We start from the raw sequence: 18,284 nt of genomic DNA on the forward strand, positions 1-18,284 counted from the left end.
CCTTGGGGCAACCCTTCCTCATGCTCATCTACCTGTTCAGCGGAGGCTCCGCAGGTACGCCACCAGATCCAGCAACTCAGCCTCCGGCAACGTCTGGTCCAGCCCCATGGGCATGAGGCTCATGGTCAGGGTGGTGTCACCGGTGATGGACTGATGCGACACGGTCTTTTCCTGGCCGGCCACATCTACCACGAGAAGCCCTTCCGCTGTGTGGCTTTTGATCACACCCATCGTTTGCTGGCCATCGCTGGTCTCGATGATGTGCGCCTCGTAGTCGCGTGCCAGCGTGTTGCTCGGAAAGAGGATGCTTTCCAAAAGATCTCGCTCCGTTCGAATGGCTCCGATCTTCGACAAGTCAGGACCAATGGCGCGCCCCACCTCGCCAATCTTATGGCAGGCGATGCAGGTCCCCTTCCCTGCGGCGAAATGCGCCTTCCCCCGTGCTACATCTCCACTGGCACCCACCTTGTCCGCCAGCGGACTGAGCTGACGTTTCTTCAGTTCCAAAGCCTCCGACGCTTTTTCGTAAGCTGGATGGATGATGCCCTCAAAAATCTCCGGCGGCTGGTCGCTGAAGGCCGTGCGGTAAAGGCTCTCCTGCTGGCTGGCAATGGTAGGGTTCTTGGCAATCTCTGAGGCTAGTGTGCGACCAAGCTCAGCATCCTTGGTCTTCCTCGCCAGAGGCAGAAGCGTCTTCAACTCCACCGGCCCGAGCGTGGCAAAGAGCGGCGCTAGCTCCGTGACCTGCTCCTTCGTCATCGGTGCCGCAGCGATCATGCCCGCGGCCTGGATCTTCGCAGCCGCAGAGGAGGCCGCATCCGCCAGCACACCCTTCACCATGGTAAAGGTATCTCCTGTCAGCTTCACGTTCCGTGCAGCATCCAGAGCTTTCAAGCGGATCGAAAGCGGGCGCTTGGTGTCGGCAGCGAGGGACTGCAGTGCTGCATCGAAATGTGGAGTCTTGAGCTTCTTGATCGCATCCAACAGCAGCGGCGTGGGGGCTTCGGTGAGTTGCTTGTCCAGCACAGGCAGCCAGGCATCGTTCTTCGCGCCTGAGGTGGAGGAGGCCAGCACTTGAAGAGCCGTCATGCGCACCTCGCCAGATAAATGCTTCAACATCGCCGTGACCAATTGCTGCGTTTTTGGCTGGGCCACGAGCGCCGAGGCATAACCCTCCAAGGCATGTAGACGGGCAGCGCTAACAGTCTTCTCACCCAGCCACTTCTGTAGACGAGGGGTGATGCCAGCATCCGCATCTGGATGCTCAGTCACGAGACGCAGGGCCACGCGAGCAAGAGCCGCGTCCGTGGAGTCCAGATGCTTCGCCGCCACTTCCATGCACAGGTTCATGCTGGAAGCATCATCCGGCACGAAGCTGACCAGCATACGACGAAGCGCTGTCGGGTCCTTTTCCGTCTGCAGATCCTCCAAGGACACGACAAGGAGATTTAGGGCCTGCGCGGCGCTGATCACCGAATGCTCCAGCACGGGATCCAACGGCTCATGCATGAGACGACGAACCGCTTCACCGAGCTTCTCGGGCGTAGAGTCAGCCTTCTCATCACGTGCCCAGTCCTCTGGCGGATTCAGCACGAGGCTTTCCAGCACTCGACGCCGTGCATGCATGTCTGTGGAAGCCAGGGCTTTGATCTGCGCATTGATGTCCGCTTTGGCTATCGTCACCTTCGGACCTTTCACCGCGAGCATCGCTGGGCTCTTCGGCTTGATGCGATACACCGCCCCCAGCAGATCCGACTTCGCCATGAGGCTAGCAGGACAGCCGATGCGGAACCAGCCGCCAGTATCGAACAGGAGCAGAGAGCCATCTCGAGGATCTTCCATCACATCGGTGAGATGAATGTCCGGATTGTGGAGCTTGAGGAACTCATTCTCCGTGGCCTTATACGTGGCGCCTTCACGGGTCAGTTCCATCCGCACGAGACGCTGCGTGTTGAAGTGCGTGACCATGAAGTGGTTCGTCGTGGCCGATTTGCCATAAGCGTAGGTGTTCCAAAAGCAGCAGCCACTCACGGCCACGTGACCGAAGTTGTACATCACCGGCATGGTGTCGAGCGTGCGCGGCAGATGCGAGATGGCCTTCATCTGGTCCGCACGCTCATACACTCCGCCGTAAAGCCAGTGCATGAGAGTGTCTCCGCGTGGCTGTGAGAAGTAAAGGTTCTGCACGCCGATAACATCGCCCTCACGTGTGAAATCCACCTCCACAGGGTTGTCACCGCAGCCTAACGAATGCCACTGCACATCTTTGCCGTCCGGCTGGCAGCTCCAGATGCCGCAGGCCATGGACTCATCCACCATCTCGCCATCCTTCTGCAACACCTTGTGACCTTTGCGTCCATGGCACCAATACAAGCGGCCATTCGTGGGATTCAAAAATGGCCCGTGGATGTCCGCCGCATTGCCCGTGTATTCAAAACCAGTCACGATCTCCTCACGCTTGTCCGCCACGCCATCGTTGTCAGTATCCGTCAGCTTCCAAAGCGAAGGCGGCGAGCCTACATAGAGACTGCCGTTCAGCCAGCAGGCCCCTTGCGGAAAGGTCATCTTGTCCGCGAAGACCGTGCTCTTGTCATAGGCACCGTCGTTGTCAGTGTCTTCCAGCATCAAAACCCGGTTAGGCGGATTCTTTTCAAGCTGGGCCTTGTTCCAGTTCACCCCCACCGCATCTCCCACAAACAAGCGCCCTTTGTCATCCAGGCATCCCATGATGGGATGTGTGACCAGCGGTGATGCAGCGGCAAGCTCGAGAGTGTAACCCTCCGGCAGATCATGCTTCGGCAGCGCCAACGTGGACTTCCCAGTGATGACCACAGGCCGCTTTCCCGACTCCGGGATCTCCATGGATTTATCCGCTGGCAGGTCCGCAGCATGAGACAGAGCGGAGAAAGTCGCGAGGAAGAGCAAAGGCCGGTTCATAGGTGCTGCTCTTCAATACCTGCGCAGGACAGGTTTATTGCACCGGAAGAGCAGGCTTTCTGATACTCACGTGCGGCAACGCAAGTCGTGAAGAGCGTTGGAGCATGTTAATCCGCCCCGGGCGTTACCCCAACTTTACAGGGGAGCTCCGGCCAAACTGCATGTCGCACCTATTTGCCATTGGCATCCGCCTTTCCGCCCGCCGGGATCAACTGCGGTTCATAGGGCCATTTGGTAGTGTCTTCCAAGATCACTTCACCGCTACGCGTGTTCAGGTAAAAACACACGCTTCGTATGTTGTCCTCCTGATCGCCTGACACAGCTTTGCCGGGCCGGGTGGCAGGTGTGTGCAGGTGCAAACCCGCCCAATGCGCCAGCAGATCCCCCTTCGGCTCAATCCCGGTCGTCCTCGTCACATAGTCCACCATCTGAGGCACGTTCCAGTGCAAGCGATCCCCCAAAATCTCCAGATACAGACTACCCTCGCCGTAGGTCAGTATTTCTGAAACGACAAACGGATGTGCAAACGCTGCTTTCAGCGCATCAACGATCTGCTCGGCTTTCAGCGTGACGGCAATCCGCTTGCCATCTATGATTGGCAGCACCATCTGCACATCTGCGTCGTGTGCCATTACCTGCTTCGGCTTCAGATGGGCAGACCAAAGCGCTCCAGTTACCGAACAGTCGTTGATCGCACCATTCATGGTGCGGATGCCGGAGATCTCAAAGTGACGCTCAAAGTCTTCCTTGAAGCTGCTCTCCTGAAACAACAAATCGCCTCTTTTTCTCGCCTCTTCGTTTTCTTCAGCATGAAGTCGCAGCTGACTCTTCGCCTTTTCATCCTGAGTCTGGCCGATGATCGCTCCACTATGTACATCAAACGTGTAAACAGTCTGATCAATCGTCACGAGGTGAAAAACCTCGCCGTCAAAACCATTTGGCTTGGTTTGAATCACAGGGCGCCATGAGTAGTGGCTCACCGAATCCTCGATCAACTCCGGCCTCCGGATCAACTCGCGCACTTGATACTGCTTTAATAAACGGCCCTCCTTGTAAAATGTGATCCCCACATCCGTGTGATTCTTCTGATCGCGTCCCCAGGGTCCGAAACAAGCCAGATAGCGTCCGTCATCCGAGATGAACCCCTCAAAAGAGTACCATCCCTTTGTCCGCCAGATCTCCTTGATCTTGCCATCATCTCCCAGCTTGTAGGCAACGCCCGAGGAGTAGTCCATCTTAAACAGATGATCCCGGCTCTTTGATGTGATCATCCATGGCCTTGGCGTTCCCTCGTTGTCCGCCAGGACCATCGTCGGCAAAACTATAAGGATGATGAGCCTCGTTTTCATAGTCATTTAGTTTGTTAGGATCCGGCCCATCACGGCCACTGCATCTGTGGTAGATAATACAGCCCGGCCACGCACACTACCCAGCCCAGCACACCTGCTCCCAGAGCCACCCTTCGCGTGCCCGGTGTCACCGCCCCTCCGGCCGCCGCAGCGCGCCGCTCAAGCCAGCACGCAAGACCATACCAACTCGCACACAAGACAGCAGGCATCCACACTGCCCCTAGTCCCCAGAGCCACAACACAAGGTAACCGCGCTCATCCTCGTCCGTCAGCAGTAACAAAGCGCCGATGAGCGCGATAGGCAACGTCATCAAGACAGCCACTTTCGCCAGCCGCCGTGTGATCTTCACCGCACTCCTTCTGACCAATGCCAAACTCGACACCAACGCGAACAACCACAGCGGCACCACCACAAACTGTCCTAAGTAGAACAGAATAAAAGAGGTGGAACTGGGGCTGGAAGCTAGCAACGTTTGCATTGCTCCGTAGCCTGATGCAACTGCACTCCGCCTGTCAAGACAGCCTGGAGATAATAGTCTATTCAACACACTCAGCTCTTTGAGAATCTGAGAGTTACACGCCCTTCAATAGCTTACAATCTATCACCCCACGATCAACCAGATCGCCGCGAAGAACGTCAGCACAAAAAGAGTCCATTCAAAGGGCTTCTGCGGGATGCGCTTCAGGATTTGCCAGCCGAGGAGGATGCCGATGACCACGAAGGGCAGCATGACGAGGTTCGTGGCCAGGGACTTGGCGTGGATGATGCCGAGGTCGGCGGAGAATGGGACCTTGAAGAGATTGATGAACAGGAAGAAGCGGCTGAAGACACCCAGGTGATCCTTCTTCTCCATGCGCTGGGAGAGCAGGTAGACCGTCATCACCGGGCCTGCGGCATTCGCGAGCATGGTCACCAACCCTGCACACAAGCCCATGCTCCAGGCGAAGCCTTTGTGCTGGGTGAGCGCGATGAAATCCTGCCGCCGCGCATTCAGCAGCATGTGGAAGCCGAGCAGGCCGATGATCAACCAGCCGATGACGATGCGCGCGGCGCTATTATCGATATGGCCTAACAAAAACCATCCAATGATCACGCCGGTGATGGCAGGCGGCACCATGGGCAGGATGCCTTTCCATGAACCGCCTTTGCGGTTGAGGAAGTAGCCCATGATGTCTGCCACGATCAGCAGAGGCAGCACGAGACCCACGGAAGGCTTGGCACCAAAGGCCTGCGCCATCAGCACTACATTCAGTGTGGAGGTGCCGGAGAGCCCGGCTTTGGACAAGCCGATGCAGATGGCGGCGATCGCCGCCAGCAGGAAGACATGACTGTCCTCCGTGAACAGCGTGTATTGCGGGAGCCAGTCAGTGATGAAACTCAAGACGTCGACCTCAGATCAGATCAAGGAACGATGGACACCGGCGTGCCGACCGGGGCGATGGTGTAAAGCTGGGAGACCAGATTATACGGCATGCGGATGCAGCCGTGTGAGGCAGGCGAGCCCGGATGCGGAATGTTTCCAGCATGCATGCCCACACCATTGCTGGTCAGGCGCATCCAGTAAGGCATTTTGGCTCCGACGAACCGGCCGCCTGCAGGAATGCGATGCACACCTGCTGTGGCATTGCTGCGCACGGTGTTGCCATTCGCATCGACAATGGTGCCGTATTTGTTCGAACGCTTGTTCGCGATCTTTTCTGAGATCCGGAAGGTGCCGGTAGGTGTGCTATAGCCGCTACGGCCGGTGGCCACATAGCTCCAGCCCACATTCTCCTGATTCCGGAAGATGTATGCACGCTGCTGGCTGAGATCGATGGTCACACGCACTGGACCTGGCTGCCCTGCCCCGTGCCAAACATACAGCGGGCTATTGGAGGAGTCGGCAGGCTGCACCAGCAGAGGCTTGCGGATCACCTCCTGACGGACCAGTGAGACTGGCAACTGGCAGGCACTAAGAGTAACCAAAGCCGCTGAAGCGAGGAGAAGACGAGCCGTTTTCATAGCGACCATCGTTTTAGCAAAGCCCTTCACAAAAGCCAAAGGCGAGATAGGAGAAAATGGCCACCACAATTGCCTAAACGCTCGAGAGATTCTAGTCAATCTAGTCAGCGGAGTCTCTAGATGGGAATCGAAAGCGAGAGAGTGCATGAGTGTCACCTTCACAGTGCGACGATCGGGTGACTGGTCGATGGTCCTTTAGTGTCATTCCAGGCTGGTGATCTTCATCCAAAGGCAAGAATTGCCTGTCTGATCGCTCAATCTTACCCTTTTTAGTTTTCCCTTCCTGAGTTTCAGTGAATGGAAGCCCCATGCCACGACCGATCCATCTGCCTGAACTGCTCTCCCCCGCCGGAAACTGGGAGTGTGCTCGCGCGGCTGTCGCCAATGGAGCGGATGCCATCTACTTCGGCCTGCCACGCTTCAATGCCCGCATGCGTGCGGACAATTTCACTCCCGCCGATCTGCCCGAGCTGATGCGCTTTCTGCATTCACACGGAGTTAAAGGCTACTGCGCGTTTAACGTGCTGATCTTCACCGGCGAACTGGCGGATGCAGAGCAGCAGCTTCGTGAACTGGAAAACGCGGGGGTGGATGCGGTGATCATCCAGGACATCGGTCTCGCGCGCATGGTGAAGGCACTGACGCCGAAACTGCGTCTGCATGCCAGCACGCAGATGACGATCACCTCCCCCGAAGGTCTGGAACTGGCGAACACGCTGGGCATTGATCAAGCGGTGCTCTCCCGCGAGCTGAGCTTGCGCGAGCTGGAGCGCTTCCGCGCGAATGAGTCGCCGCAAGTACCACTCGAAGTGTTTGTGCATGGCGCTCTTTGCGTAGCTTACAGCGGACAGTGTCTGACCAGTGAATCACTTGGACGACGCAGTGCGAATCGTGGTGAATGCGCGCAGGCCTGCCGCATGCCGTATGAAATGATCGTGGATGGCGAGCTGCGTGATCTGGGCGACAAACGCTATCTGCTGAGTCCACAAGACCTCGCCGCTGTGAGTGAGATCCCGCGCTTGATCGAGCTCGGTATCCGCAGCTTCAAGATCGAAGGTCGCCTCAAGACACCGGAGTATGTGGCAGCGGTCACGCGTGTGTATCGCAAGGCCATGGATGCCGCCCTGGCGGACCAGGACCTCTCGCAAATCATCACGGAGGAGGATCGCTACGAACTGGAGATGACCTTCTCACGCGGCCTTTTCAGCGGCTGGATGCATGGTGTGAACCATCAGAAGCTCGTGGGGGCCATGTATGGCAAAAAGCGCGGCTACTTCGTCGGCACCGTCAGTGCCGTGGATCGCGATAGCGTGCAGCTCGAGGAAGTGCCGGATCACTTGAAGAATGGTGACGGCGTGGTGTTCGAGAACCTCTCCAACACGAACGACGAGCAAGGCGGCCGCATCTATGGCATCCGTGGGCAATGGCTGGACTTCCAGCGCGGTCGTCTGCGCACCGACTTCATTCGTCCCGGCATGCGTGTCTTCAAGACCGGTGATCAGGTGCTGGAGCAAAAGCTGCGTCAGTCTTTCCAAGGCGATATCCCATTGAGGAAGAAGGCGAAGCTCGATCTCGTGGTCACTGGCAAAGCTGGCGAACCGCTCGTTATATCCGTCAAAGGTCAAGAGATGGTCAAGGTCACCTCCGGCATGCCGCTGGAAGTGGCGACGAAGCGCCCCCTGAGTCTGGAGAGCCTGAAAGAACAATTGGGCAGGCTGGGCGGCACCGGTTTTGAGCTCGGTGAAGTCGAGGCACGCCTCGAAGGAGATGTCATCGTGCCCGTGAGCGAGTTGAATCGCATGCGTCGCGCGCTGGTGGAGGCGGCGGCTTCTCTGGCCAACCTCGGCGAGCCCCAGAGTGTGGCTGTTTCTCCCACCACGACGCTCAGCGCCATGCTGGAGCATGTCTCCCAAACGCCGAATAACCCAGAACCTCAAAGTCCGACGACTTCGACTAACCTGCTGGTGCTCTGCCGCAGCTTTGATCAGATCGAGGCCGCCATCGAGTCCGGCGTGAAGCAGCTCTACGTCGACTTTGAGGACATCCGCCAGTATGGCGAGGCCGTGAAGCGGGTGAAGGAAGATGGCCGTGCTGAGATCTGGCTGGCCACACCGCGCATTCAGAAATCGGGCGAGGCAGGTTTCTTCAAGCTCATCGAGCGCTCAGAGCCGCATGGCGTGCTCATCCGCAACCTCGGCGCCATCGCCTACTTCCGGGATGCGGGCATTCCGATCACGGGAGACTTTTCCCTGAATGTGGCGAACCCGCTCACCGCGGAGTTTTTGAAGCAGACAGGCCTGCAGCGCCTAACCATCAGTTACGATCTGAACATCGAGCAGGTCATGGATCTGCTCGCGGGCGCCCCGCCGGAGTGGTTTGAGATCACCCTGCACCAGCACATGCCCATGTTTCACATGGAGCACTGCGCCTTCGCCGCCTTCCTCTCCACCGGCACGGACTTCACGAACTGTGGCCGCCCCTGCGAGCACCACAAAGTGCGCCTGCGCGACCGCGTGGGCATGGAGCATCCGCTAAAGGCAGACGTCGGCTGCCGGAACACCCTCTTCAATGCCGTGCCGCAGACAGGCGCGCAGTTCTTCACCGGGCTGAAACAGTCCGGCCTGCGCAGCTTCCGCGTGGAGCTTCTGGAGCAGGACAAGGAGGAGTCCAAACGCATCATCCAGACTTATCAGGCACTCCTTCGCGGCACGCGTGGCGGCGAAGACATCTGGCGTGACCTGAAGGCACAGTCGCAGCTTGGCGTCACCCGTGGGACGATGGCGTGAGGCTTCTCGCAGGCTCGTCCGCCAGCACGAGGGGATTGACGCGCCATCCAATCTTCCTCTCATCCAGCCTTCTCCATCGGCTCGAGGGTCGTAACATTCGCCCAAGGCTCAGCGAGTCAGTTTATGGCGGAAGTGCAGATATTGCTCAACCATCCCTTCCCTGATAGCGGACACCATCTCCGAAGCCGCGATGTCACGACCTATACAACCCGAAACTGTTGAGACGGTGGAGCAATCTCGTGTGAAACGCTTTGCACAGCCTTCGAAGTCACCGCGCGTTAGACGTAAGCCGCATAGCGCATAGAGCCTGGCCTCGGGAGTTCCTCGTTCGAACAAATCGCCAAAGAGCTGCGATGAATGGCGGCTTGCAAGGACGGCAAAGAACAGATCCTCGTCCTTTGAAATGGAGCCACCAGGCCCGACCGCTCCAAGAGAAAACGTCTGGGCACCGGCCAGCTGCGCCATCGCCTTCTGACCGGCTTCGGATGGTGGACGCAACTGGTAGATGACGAAAGCCAGGGCACCTAGAATGAGACCGAGAGCCAAAATGCGTCCGAAACGTTTCATGGGTGTATAGCCTAACCGACCAAGCTCTGGATCGTGAACGTTCGAGCGATCATGGCAACCACAATCCTCGTTCGCCGACCCACTCTCACGCTCTCAAAATCTTCTCCATCGACTTCCCTTTGGCGAGTTCATCGACCAGTTTGTCGAGGTAGCGGATCTCACGCATCGTCGGCTCTTCGACATCTTCCACTCGGACACCACAGACCACGCCTTTGATCAAGCTGCGCGCGGGATTCATCTTCGGAGCCTGCTGGAAGAAAGTTTCAAAATCCGTCTGCTTCTTCAACTGCGCCTCCAGTGCTTTCTGGCTGTAGCCGGTCAACCAGCAGATGATCGCATCCACCTCCGCCTTCGTCCGTCCCTTCTTCTCCGCCTTGGCGATGTAGAAGGGATAAACACTCGCGAAGCTCGTGGTGAAGATCCGGTGCTTGGTGGTCATGGCGGGGAGAACCAACGCTATGGAGCGAACTTTTTGTCGACCACAACCGCGTTTTCAAACGCATCGGTGTTCCTCACCAAGGAGGCGTCTCAGCGCAGCGTGAAGATCCAAAGCTGCGCCCCAACGATCAATACGACAAGGGTACCACCCCAGAGCGGCGATATCGAAAACAACCCCGAGAAGTCCATGCAAGCCTGACGAGTCTTGAGAAACATCACCACGTCTGCGATCAAATACAGAAGTGTCATCCCCAAAGCGAGGATGATCACCACTTGATGGTAGGGCAGTCTGAGCATGACCCAGCCAAGCAGGAAAAGTGTCTCCAAAATGAAGCCTCCGGCCACAAAGGCCAGAGCCTTGGGCGTCGTCGGCATGAAGCGCTCCGCCAGTTGTACATAGCGGCTCGTCTCCAACGGGCTCACCCACTGCTCTCCCTCTCTCAACGCCACGTGCTGGGGAAACTTTGAGAGGACGATCTTCATCTCCCGAGGAGGGATCCCGATCAAAAGGCCCGCCAAGTAGTGTCCCGTTTCGTGAACCACGACGATGACGTAGTAGGCAATGCTCCAGACCAGCGCCGCCAGGAGCCATTGATGTAAATCAAGCATGGCGAATGGTGTCGTGAAGCGGCCAGACTCAGCGCAGATTCAGCACGCAGCCGGAAAGCAAGCCGCGCAGGTAGGCGGCCACACCTTGGAAGGCGGTCTTGTAAGGGGAGTCGCCAAGGCAGATGAGCTCGGCTTCGGCGTCGTTCAGCATGTCCTGGGCGAACTTCACCGCGCGCTCGATGGCACCTTCGTAATCGGCAATGCCGGCGAGGATGCTGGTGTCCATGGGCTCGCCCTGGAGGAGCATGCGGTTGAGCTTCTGCTTCTGCGCGTCCGTGGCCTCCATGAGGAGATACAGAATCGGCAGGGTGAGCTTGCCCTTGATGAGGTCGGTGCGCAGGGTTTTGCCAGCCGTCTTCTCATCTCCGACGAGATCCAGGCAGTCGTCGTAGATCTGGTAAACGGTGCCGAGCTTCATGCCGAAGCTGTGGAGGGATTTTTCCACGTTTTCAGGCACGCCATTCAGACGGGCACCGAGACCGGCAGCCACGGCAAAGAGAGCGGCGGTCTTCATCTCGATCATGCGGAGGTAGTCCGGCACGGAGAGGTTCAGGTCAAAACGGCGCTGGGTCTGGAGGATTTCGCCACTGCAGACATCACGCGAGGCTTTGGCGATCTGGCGGCAGACTTCAGTGTCTTCAAAACCGGTGGCCAGCTCCAGCGCATAAGCAAAGAGGGCATCACCCAGCAGCACGCTGAGGGAGTGGCCCCACTTCGCGGCGGCCGTGGGCAGGCCGCGGCGGGTGGCCGCGCCGTCCATGATGTCGTCATGCACGAGAGAGGCGATGTGGATCATCTCCAGGATGACCGAAAGGCGGGTGTGCTGGTCATTCTTGCCACCGGTGGCACCGCCTGCCATGAGGGCGAGCGCTGGACGGATGCGCTTCCCTGCCGCCTGGCAGACATAGGAGACATACCCTTCGACCGCTGGATCAAAGGCTTTCGCCTGATCACGGATAGCAATTTCCACCACCTGGAGGTCCTCACGAATCAGTTCGAAAGGAAACACAGGAGCATCAGCGGTGGGGGGCGTTGCGGACATTGTCTCTTAGAAGGGGGGCGAACGGCGGTGGTCGGTGGATCGATCCCGCACTGCCCTTTAGTCGCGCAGTGTGATTTCTCCGTCAAATAGGAGCTTCACTGAATACAGGGGTGAACTTTCAGCCAAAACGGTGTCCTCTGAAAGCCCAGGGCCTTTTTGACAGTTCTCAAACCCGCCCGAACCTCCATTTTTGCAGCGAAAAATTAACCGGGGTCGTTGAAATTGGGGTCGCCACTGCCTGCGGGCTCTGCTGAGATCATCTGATACACTGCTGTCATGCCTGAGTTAAAATCCAGACTCCACGCCGCCATCTGGGGACAGTTCCTGGGAGATGCCGCTGCCCTGGGCACCCACTGGATCTATGATCTGGAGGATATGACGGCACGCTACCCCGGAGGGATCGAGGGATTCGAACTGCCGAAGGCGGGCCACTACCACGATGGCAAGCAGAGCGGCGACCAGACTCACTATGGGGACGCGGCCCTCCTGCTCCTGGAGTCTTTGGCCGCATGCGGCGGCGAGTTCCGTGAGCGTGACTTTGGCATGCGGGTGACCAGTTTTTTTGGCAGTCCCGTGTTCAAGAGCTACCGGGACCACGCGACGCTGGAGACCCTGGAGCATCTGGCTGCCCAGCCGGAGAACTTTCAAAACGGGGCGGATGACGACCAGCCCGCCACGGTCAGCCGGCTGGCTCCTGTGGTGGTGGCCTACCATGACCGGACTTCCCCGGAAAGGCTGGATGCCATTCGCAGGCTGACCCTGGTCACCCAGAACCATCCTGTGGCGGTTGCCTGCGCCACAGCGCACGCCGTGCTGCTGGACTATCTGCTGCAGGGATTCCCCTTCCTGGAAGCTTTTGAGCTCACCCGCAAGTCAGCGGATGTCAGCTGTGATGGCTCGGACTACTTTGAGTTTGCCCACATGCTGAGGGAGCTGGACGTGGTCACGGCCACGGGGCGCTTCGGGCAGAGCTGCCCTCTGGCCCAAAGCTTCCCCTCAGCCCTGCATGCGGCGTTTTGCCATCATGATGATTTCACGACGGCCATTCTGGAGACGATCCGTGCCGGAGGCGACAACGCAGGCCGGGCCTCCATGATCGGAGCCTGGCTAGGTGCGCTTCACGGCATCGATGGCATTCCAGTGGAATGGCGTGAGAAACTACGTGCCCGTGACCGCATCCACCGGGCGATCGAGCAACTCTTTGCCCGGATGGAGATGCGACACGGGCAGGCCCCGTAGTCACTCGGGATTCTTACTGGCTGGTTCCTCAAGAGACCTGCCCTTGAAGAACCAGTTCCTCCTCATGCGTATCGGCGGTGTCTGCGCAGTTGGAAAAGCATGCCTGCGGCCAGCAGGAAGAGGCTGCTCGCCTCTGGGACGGGCGCCAGGGACATGTTAGAGAATTGCAGCACGGTCTGGTTTCCGGAAACCGTGCCGAGAAGGCTCACATTGGCGATGGTAGCGGCATCGAAATCAAAGGTGAGTTCCGTGAGCGGGCTTTGGGCGATGAACTCGAAATTGATCGTGGCCAGACCGCCGCCGACCTGAAGGATGTTCAGGACATTGAGGGTCTCGATGCTGTCGATATTCTCGATGGGATTGCCGCCGCTCGAGAGGGCGAAGTTTGCCGCGCTGAGAGCGTTGAGGTTGATCCCAGCTCCCGCAGTCACATCAAAACTCACGTTGTAGTGCACGCCCTGAGAGAGACTGAGCCCTCCCACCGTGGCCGTGCTGGCCCATGAATTGATGGCGCTGGCGCCTAGAACATCGTTCGTCAGACCGGTGACAGTCCCGCCGAAAGCGCCAATGATCCCCGTGGTCGTGACGTCCAGCTGCCGACCGAAGGTCAGCGTATCGCCCGAGGTGCGGGTATAGGCTGCCAGCTGGGCATCAATCGTCAGGTTGACGAGCGGGGTCAGATCCAGGCCGGTCTGTACAAGACCGCCCGCCGTGTGATTCCAGGTCACGTTACCCTGGGTCTGATCACCCGGGGTATAGGGAGTGGTATTAACATCGAGGGAAATGAAGCCGGCAGCACCAGGCCGCCTCACTTCATAATCCGGGTTGAAGAAATCAGAGCTCGAAATCAAGCTCTGAGCCTTACTTTCGGGTGTAACCGCCCATAGGGCCGCTACCAATATTACGCTGTGCCTAATATTACGCCACGCAGTGACTATAGGTGAGTTGGTTTTCATAGAGGCATGCCCATTTAGTAAGGGCGATGAAATCTATAATTATCACAACATATCGACAAGGTTTTTTGCAGATATATTGGGGATACAACTTAGTCTTGGATCTGCATTTTTAGCATTTCCCTATATTGCCGTTATTGCCGATATTTAAAATTTGCTCATTTTACTATTTTTATCATTTTTCTTATTTTTATAAATAATGTCAAAATGTTGTAAATGAGGCGTTTGCAATCTGGGGCATAGGTGGCACTTGCGCGTTATGTAGTGCCCGCCTATCTCGCTACCACTCACATGCTCACCAAGCGCATCATCCCCTGTCTGGACGTCAAAGAAGGCCGTGTGGTCAAAGGCACGCAGTTTTTACAGCTGCGGGACGCTGGAGATCCCGTGGAATGCGCTAAAGTTTATAATGCGCAGGGTGCTGATGAGCTCGTTTTCCTGGATATCACCGCCAGTCACGAAGAGCGTAAAACCATGGTGGATGTGGTGGCCCGCACTGCGGAGAGCTGCTTCATGCCATTGACCGTAGGCGGAGGCATCCGCACGGTCGCTGACATGCGGGAAATGCTGCTCGCAGGAGCGGACAAGGTGGGCATCAACACCGCCGCCGTGAAGACGCCGGAGGTTATTGATGCTGCCGCCGAGGCTTTTGGCTGCCAGTGCTTGGTCGTGGCGATCGACGCGAAGCGCAATGCTCACGGTTCCTGGACGGTGTATACCCATGGCGGTCGTAATCCGACCGAGCTGGATGCTGTGGAGTGGGCCGCCGAGGTCTGCCGCCGTGGCGCAGGAGAGATCCTGCTCACCAGCATGGATTCAGACGGCACCAAGGCCGGTTACGATATCGCCCTCACACGCGCAGTCAGCGAGGCGGTGTCCATTCCCGTCATCGCCAGCGGTGGCGCAGGGAACCTCCAGCACATGGCAGATGTGCTGAGCGATGGCAAAGCAGATGCCGTGCTGGCCGCGAGCATCTTCCACTTCGGTGAATACACCGTGGGAGATGTGAAGCGCTTCCTGGACCAGCATCAGGTGCCGGTGAGGCTGTAAGGGAGAGCTGCTCTGTCTAAGGGGTCCTCCAGAAATGGGTCTTATATGACCCATGGGACCCATAAGACCTATCTCACTCAGGACTTGTGCCAGGAACGCAAGTCACTTCTTCTTCCTGGAAAGCGCGCTGAACAGACGGCGCGCTGAGGAACGTGAGGAAATGAGCTGAGTGCCTTCACGCTCGCTGCCGGAAAGGATGTCAGGGTCTCCGAAATCAAAGTCCTCGGCGCGAGGCAAGCCGGCAGGCAGAGGTGATTCATCGGGCTTCGGAGCTTCTTCCTCGTCCACCGCCAGGGCTTCCTCCACCGTGGGGGCCACGGGAAGCTGTGCATGGATGTCAGGCATGGCCGCCGGGGCGGCAAGACGGCTGGGCACCACGAGACCGCCTGAGAAGATGAGCTTCATGGCATCTTCCACGGTCAGGGGCGCATCCGTGATCTGCTCCAGCGGCACCACCAGCAAAAGACCGGTCATGGGGCTGAGCGCTCCGGGGACGAAGACTGCGGCGAGCACCTTGTTTTGCTGGGGATCCAGATACTGCCCGGTGACGAAGCCGAGCATCTTCATGTCACCCACAGGGTAGTCCACATACACCACGCGCTTGAAGTTCTGCTTTCCTCCCAGGCCTTTGAAGCTGTCGATCACCTGCTTCATCATCTTGTAGATGAAGGAGGCGATGGGGACGTGCATGAACAGCTTGTCCACCGCCATGACGATGCGGCTGCCAATCACATGAGTGGCCATGAGGCCCAGCAAGATGCAGGCAATGACCGGGATCAGGAAGCCGACAAAATCCACCACATGCTTGTAGGTCGCGCTGCTGGGATCAATGACCACACGGCCTTCGATCTGGTTGATGCGCTCAGCCAGCATCGCGATCAGAGGCTCGCTCAAGCCGTGAAGAAGCTCGTAGCCGCTGAAGAGCAGCCAGAAGGTGATCAGCAATGGCATGGCCACGGCCAGTCCTGCAAAGAACTTGTTACGCAGCCACACAACGGGGCTTCGCGACACGGGCACAGGGCTGGCAACCGGGGGAGGCATGAAGAACCATACGCCATAACTCAGCGAGTTGCAGGTATCTGTTTGAGTCGGAATGTAAAAAAAGTATTCATGCAGAGCCCGGCGCCACACGGAGTGAAAGCATGGTGCCTAACGAGCAGTCGTCACGATGCATGCGAAGATGCCCAGGCTCATCCCTGCGGCAGCTTGATCCAGAAACTGGCGCCGCCCGTGACCCGGTTCGTGACTCCCACACTGCCACCATGGGCTGTGGAGATGGCACGCACAAGACTAAGGCCGAGACCGATGCCGGGATGACGCACCACGGCCGATGAGCCGCGATTGTAGCGCTCCCAGATCATTTGCATCTCCTCCCGGTGCACACCCGGTCCTGTGTCCTCCACAAAGATGACGACGCCAGTTCCCTCCGCCTGCCAGCGCAGGTTGATCTTGCCGCCCTTCGGCGTGTAGGCGAGCGCGTTGTCCAAAAGGTTTGAAATGGCCTGCGTGATGAGCTCGCGGTCAAGATTCAGCACCAGATCGAGTCCCTGCTGAATGCCCAAGGTCAGGTTCCGGTCCTCCGCGGCAGGTGTGAAGAGATCCACCAGATTCGTGATGATCTGATGCACCGGCGTCTGCTGGCGATAGAGACGCAGAGCGCCATGATCCCCCCCGCGGATGGTCAGGATGTGCTGAACCAATTGTGCGGCACGGTCGATCTCCTCCAGGCTCCGTGCGGCGGCATCTTGCGCGGCGGCATTGTCACTCTTGTCCAGAAGGTTTTCGAGGTTTCCACGCACACGGGCCAGCGGTGTGCGCAGCTCATGCGCCAGCTGGTCGTTCGTGCTCTGCAGCTCGCGCGTGAGGCTGAGGATCTGGTCCAGCCCTGCATTCACCACGGAGGCGAGCGTTTGCAGCTCAGGAATGGCACGCGGCACCATGAGACGCGCGGTGCCCTCCGGCAGATGCAGCCTGCGCGCGCTGTTCGTGAAAGAGCGGATGGGGATGAGCACCTCATGCGAATACCAGATCACCGGCAGCAGCGCCACCGCGGCGGCCAGGATGCCGGCCAGCCAGAGATAAATGGTGATGTTATGCTGGTAGCGCTGCGCCTCCTCATCCGTACGGCCGAACCAAAGATAGTTTCCATCTCGAAGCCGGATGGCGCCGATGGTGAGGCGCAGTTCCGTCTCCGGCGAGGTGAGCTCCTGCAGCACTGTCTTGCGCGCGCTCCAGTCATTCGAGGGCGGCTTGGCAGGCCAAGCGTAGACATGGATGCCCGGCGGGATCTCCTCAAAGAGGATGATGCCGTCTGGCGAGGTGATGCGGATGGCGCTGCTGTCACTGCTTTGACCGGCAGGAAACACGTCCAGCACACCCTTGATGCCGCTGGAGGCATAGATGGCCGCATATTCCACCAGGTCATTCATCACCACTGCCGCATCAAAACGGCGCAGGTCACGGCTCACGGTGCTGCGCACAAAGATGAGCGTGAGGGCAATACTGGTACCGACAAAGAGCGCCAGCATGAGTGCAAGGCGCCACTGCGACGGGATGCGGTCAAGCAGGCTCCTTTTTGAAGGCATATCCTTTTCCGCGGATGGTTTCGATGTGGATGTTGCTGCCAGCGGTCTCGAGCTTCCGGCGCAGGCGGCAGATCATGGCATCCACCACATTGGTCCCTGGATCAAAACGGATGTCCCACACCTGCTCGAGCAGGAACTGCTTCGGGACAATGCGGCCCTCATGATTCATCAGCACCTCCAGCAGCGTCCACTCACGCGGCTGCAGGTCCACCGCCTCGCCTTCACAGGTCACGCGGCGACGGACGGGGTCCAGATAGGAATTTCCGGTGCGCCGGCGAGTCGGCGGGGACTGCGCAGCACGGCGGTAAAGAGCATCCAAACGGGCCAGGAGCTCCTCAGCGGCGAAGGGTTTGGTGAGATAGTCATCACCGCCAGCCGCCAGTCCGCGCACGCGGTCCGGCACGCCGACACGGGCCGTGAGAAAGAGCACGGGGGTGGTGACGCCGCGACCGCGCAGAGTTTCCACAATGCTGAAACCATCGATATCTGGCAGGCCCACATCCAGGATGGCGGCATCACAGGAGTGCCCTTTCATCCAGTCCAGCGCGGCCCGTCCAGTCTCCACCCAATGCAGGCGATGCCCCGCCTCGGCCATCCAGGAGGTCATCTGGCGGCCGAGCTCAGGATCGTCTTCGACGAGGAGGAGGTGCATTTTCGCCGCTTGTTTAATGGAAAGCGCCATCACGCACAAGTTCGATCAGGATTCCTCATGCCCGCATGATTGACT

Annotated in this window: 16 protein-coding genes; 3 read left to right on the forward strand and 13 right to left on the reverse strand. The window is 58.5% G+C overall.

Going from position 1 to position 18,284, the window contains the following annotated elements:
• Positions 1 to 36: 36 nt before the first annotated feature.
• The 5 genes from BGE01nite_RS12685 to BGE01nite_RS12705 form a co-directional block, all read right to left on the reverse strand.
• Positions 37 to 2,937, reverse strand: a complete 2,901-nt coding sequence (locus BGE01nite_RS12685) for a PVC-type heme-binding CxxCH protein (RefSeq protein WP_146850842.1) — start codon at positions 2,935 to 2,937, stop codon at positions 37 to 39.
• A 170-nt stretch (positions 2,938 to 3,107) separates the two neighbouring features.
• The gene (locus tag BGE01nite_RS12690) at positions 3,108 to 4,172 is read right to left on the reverse strand and encodes a hypothetical protein (RefSeq protein ID WP_170266763.1); all 1,065 of its coding nucleotides are present in this window, start codon (positions 4,170 to 4,172) and stop codon (positions 3,108 to 3,110) included.
• Positions 4,173 to 4,315: 143 nt separating this feature from the next.
• A complete protein-coding gene (locus tag BGE01nite_RS12695; RefSeq protein WP_146850844.1) occupies positions 4,316 to 4,597 on the reverse strand; it encodes a hypothetical protein in 282 nt (93 codons plus the stop codon).
• 291 nt (positions 4,598 to 4,888) lie between these two features.
• The gene (locus tag BGE01nite_RS12700) at positions 4,889 to 5,668 is read right to left on the reverse strand and encodes a sulfite exporter TauE/SafE family protein (RefSeq protein WP_146850845.1); all 780 of its coding nucleotides are present in this window, start codon (positions 5,666 to 5,668) and stop codon (positions 4,889 to 4,891) included.
• A 20-nt stretch (positions 5,669 to 5,688) separates the two neighbouring features.
• A complete protein-coding gene (locus BGE01nite_RS12705) occupies positions 5,689 to 6,288 on the reverse strand; it encodes a L,D-transpeptidase family protein (RefSeq protein ID WP_146850846.1) in 600 nt (199 codons plus the stop codon).
• A gap of 308 nt (positions 6,289 to 6,596) precedes the next feature.
• Between BGE01nite_RS12705 and BGE01nite_RS12710 the strand changes: the two genes are divergently transcribed.
• Entirely contained in the window at positions 6,597 to 9,074 is a 2,478-nt protein-coding gene (locus BGE01nite_RS12710; RefSeq protein WP_146850847.1) for a U32 family peptidase, read from the forward strand.
• Positions 9,075 to 9,182: 108 nt separating this feature from the next.
• Here the strand turns inward: BGE01nite_RS12710 and BGE01nite_RS12715 are convergent, their stop codons facing one another.
• From BGE01nite_RS12715 to BGE01nite_RS12730, 4 genes are all read right to left on the reverse strand, one after another.
• On the reverse strand, positions 9,183 to 9,641 hold the full coding sequence (locus tag BGE01nite_RS12715) for a hypothetical protein (RefSeq protein WP_146850848.1): 459 nt from the start codon (positions 9,639 to 9,641) through the stop codon (positions 9,183 to 9,185).
• Positions 9,642 to 9,726: 85 nt separating this feature from the next.
• The gene (locus BGE01nite_RS12720) at positions 9,727 to 10,080 is read right to left on the reverse strand and encodes a DUF2200 domain-containing protein (protein WP_146850849.1); all 354 of its coding nucleotides are present in this window, start codon (positions 10,078 to 10,080) and stop codon (positions 9,727 to 9,729) included.
• 89 nt (positions 10,081 to 10,169) lie between these two features.
• A complete protein-coding gene (locus BGE01nite_RS12725) occupies positions 10,170 to 10,562 on the reverse strand; it encodes a hypothetical protein (protein ID WP_146850850.1) in 393 nt (130 codons plus the stop codon).
• Between the two features lie 154 nt (positions 10,563 to 10,716).
• Positions 10,717 to 11,730, reverse strand: a complete 1,014-nt coding sequence (locus BGE01nite_RS12730; RefSeq protein WP_146850851.1) for a polyprenyl synthetase family protein — start codon at positions 11,728 to 11,730, stop codon at positions 10,717 to 10,719.
• A gap of 276 nt (positions 11,731 to 12,006) precedes the next feature.
• Between BGE01nite_RS12730 and BGE01nite_RS12735 the strand changes: the two genes are divergently transcribed.
• Positions 12,007 to 12,969, forward strand: coding sequence for an ADP-ribosylglycohydrolase family protein (locus BGE01nite_RS12735; protein WP_146850852.1), 963 nt, complete (start codon positions 12,007 to 12,009; stop codon positions 12,967 to 12,969).
• A 62-nt stretch (positions 12,970 to 13,031) separates the two neighbouring features.
• Here BGE01nite_RS12735 and BGE01nite_RS12740 read toward each other — a convergent pair whose 3' ends face one another.
• A complete protein-coding gene (locus tag BGE01nite_RS12740) occupies positions 13,032 to 13,820 on the reverse strand; it encodes a PEP-CTERM sorting domain-containing protein (protein WP_146850853.1) in 789 nt (262 codons plus the stop codon).
• Positions 13,821 to 14,213: 393 nt separating this feature from the next.
• Between BGE01nite_RS12740 and hisF the strand changes: the two genes are divergently transcribed.
• On the forward strand, positions 14,214 to 14,972 hold the full coding sequence (gene hisF, locus BGE01nite_RS12745; protein ID WP_146850854.1) for an imidazole glycerol phosphate synthase subunit HisF: 759 nt from the start codon (positions 14,214 to 14,216) through the stop codon (positions 14,970 to 14,972).
• Positions 14,973 to 15,074: 102 nt separating this feature from the next.
• On the opposite strand, the gene BGE01nite_RS12750 is transcribed toward hisF, so the two are convergent.
• The 3 genes from BGE01nite_RS12750 to BGE01nite_RS12760 form a co-directional block, all read right to left on the reverse strand.
• Positions 15,075 to 16,013 (reverse strand): DUF502 domain-containing protein, encoded by a 939-nt coding sequence (locus BGE01nite_RS12750; RefSeq protein WP_146850855.1) that lies wholly within the window; start codon positions 16,011 to 16,013, stop codon positions 15,075 to 15,077.
• 149 nt (positions 16,014 to 16,162) lie between these two features.
• Positions 16,163 to 17,557: a sensor histidine kinase gene (locus BGE01nite_RS12755; RefSeq protein WP_146850856.1), complete on the reverse strand. Its 1,395-nt coding sequence runs from the start codon at positions 17,555 to 17,557 to the stop codon at positions 16,163 to 16,165.
• On the reverse strand, positions 17,532 to 18,209 hold the full coding sequence (locus tag BGE01nite_RS12760) for a response regulator transcription factor (RefSeq protein ID WP_146850857.1): 678 nt from the start codon (positions 18,207 to 18,209) through the stop codon (positions 17,532 to 17,534). Before BGE01nite_RS12760 ends, BGE01nite_RS12755 begins: the two co-directional genes overlap by 26 nt.
• Positions 18,210 to 18,284 lie beyond the last annotated feature (75 nt).

Origin of the sequence: Prosthecobacter gellanilyticus (assembly GCF_007992435.1) — a bacterium.
GTDB classification, from domain to species: Bacteria; Verrucomicrobiota; Verrucomicrobiia; order Verrucomicrobiales; family Verrucomicrobiaceae; genus Prosthecobacter; species Prosthecobacter gellanilyticus.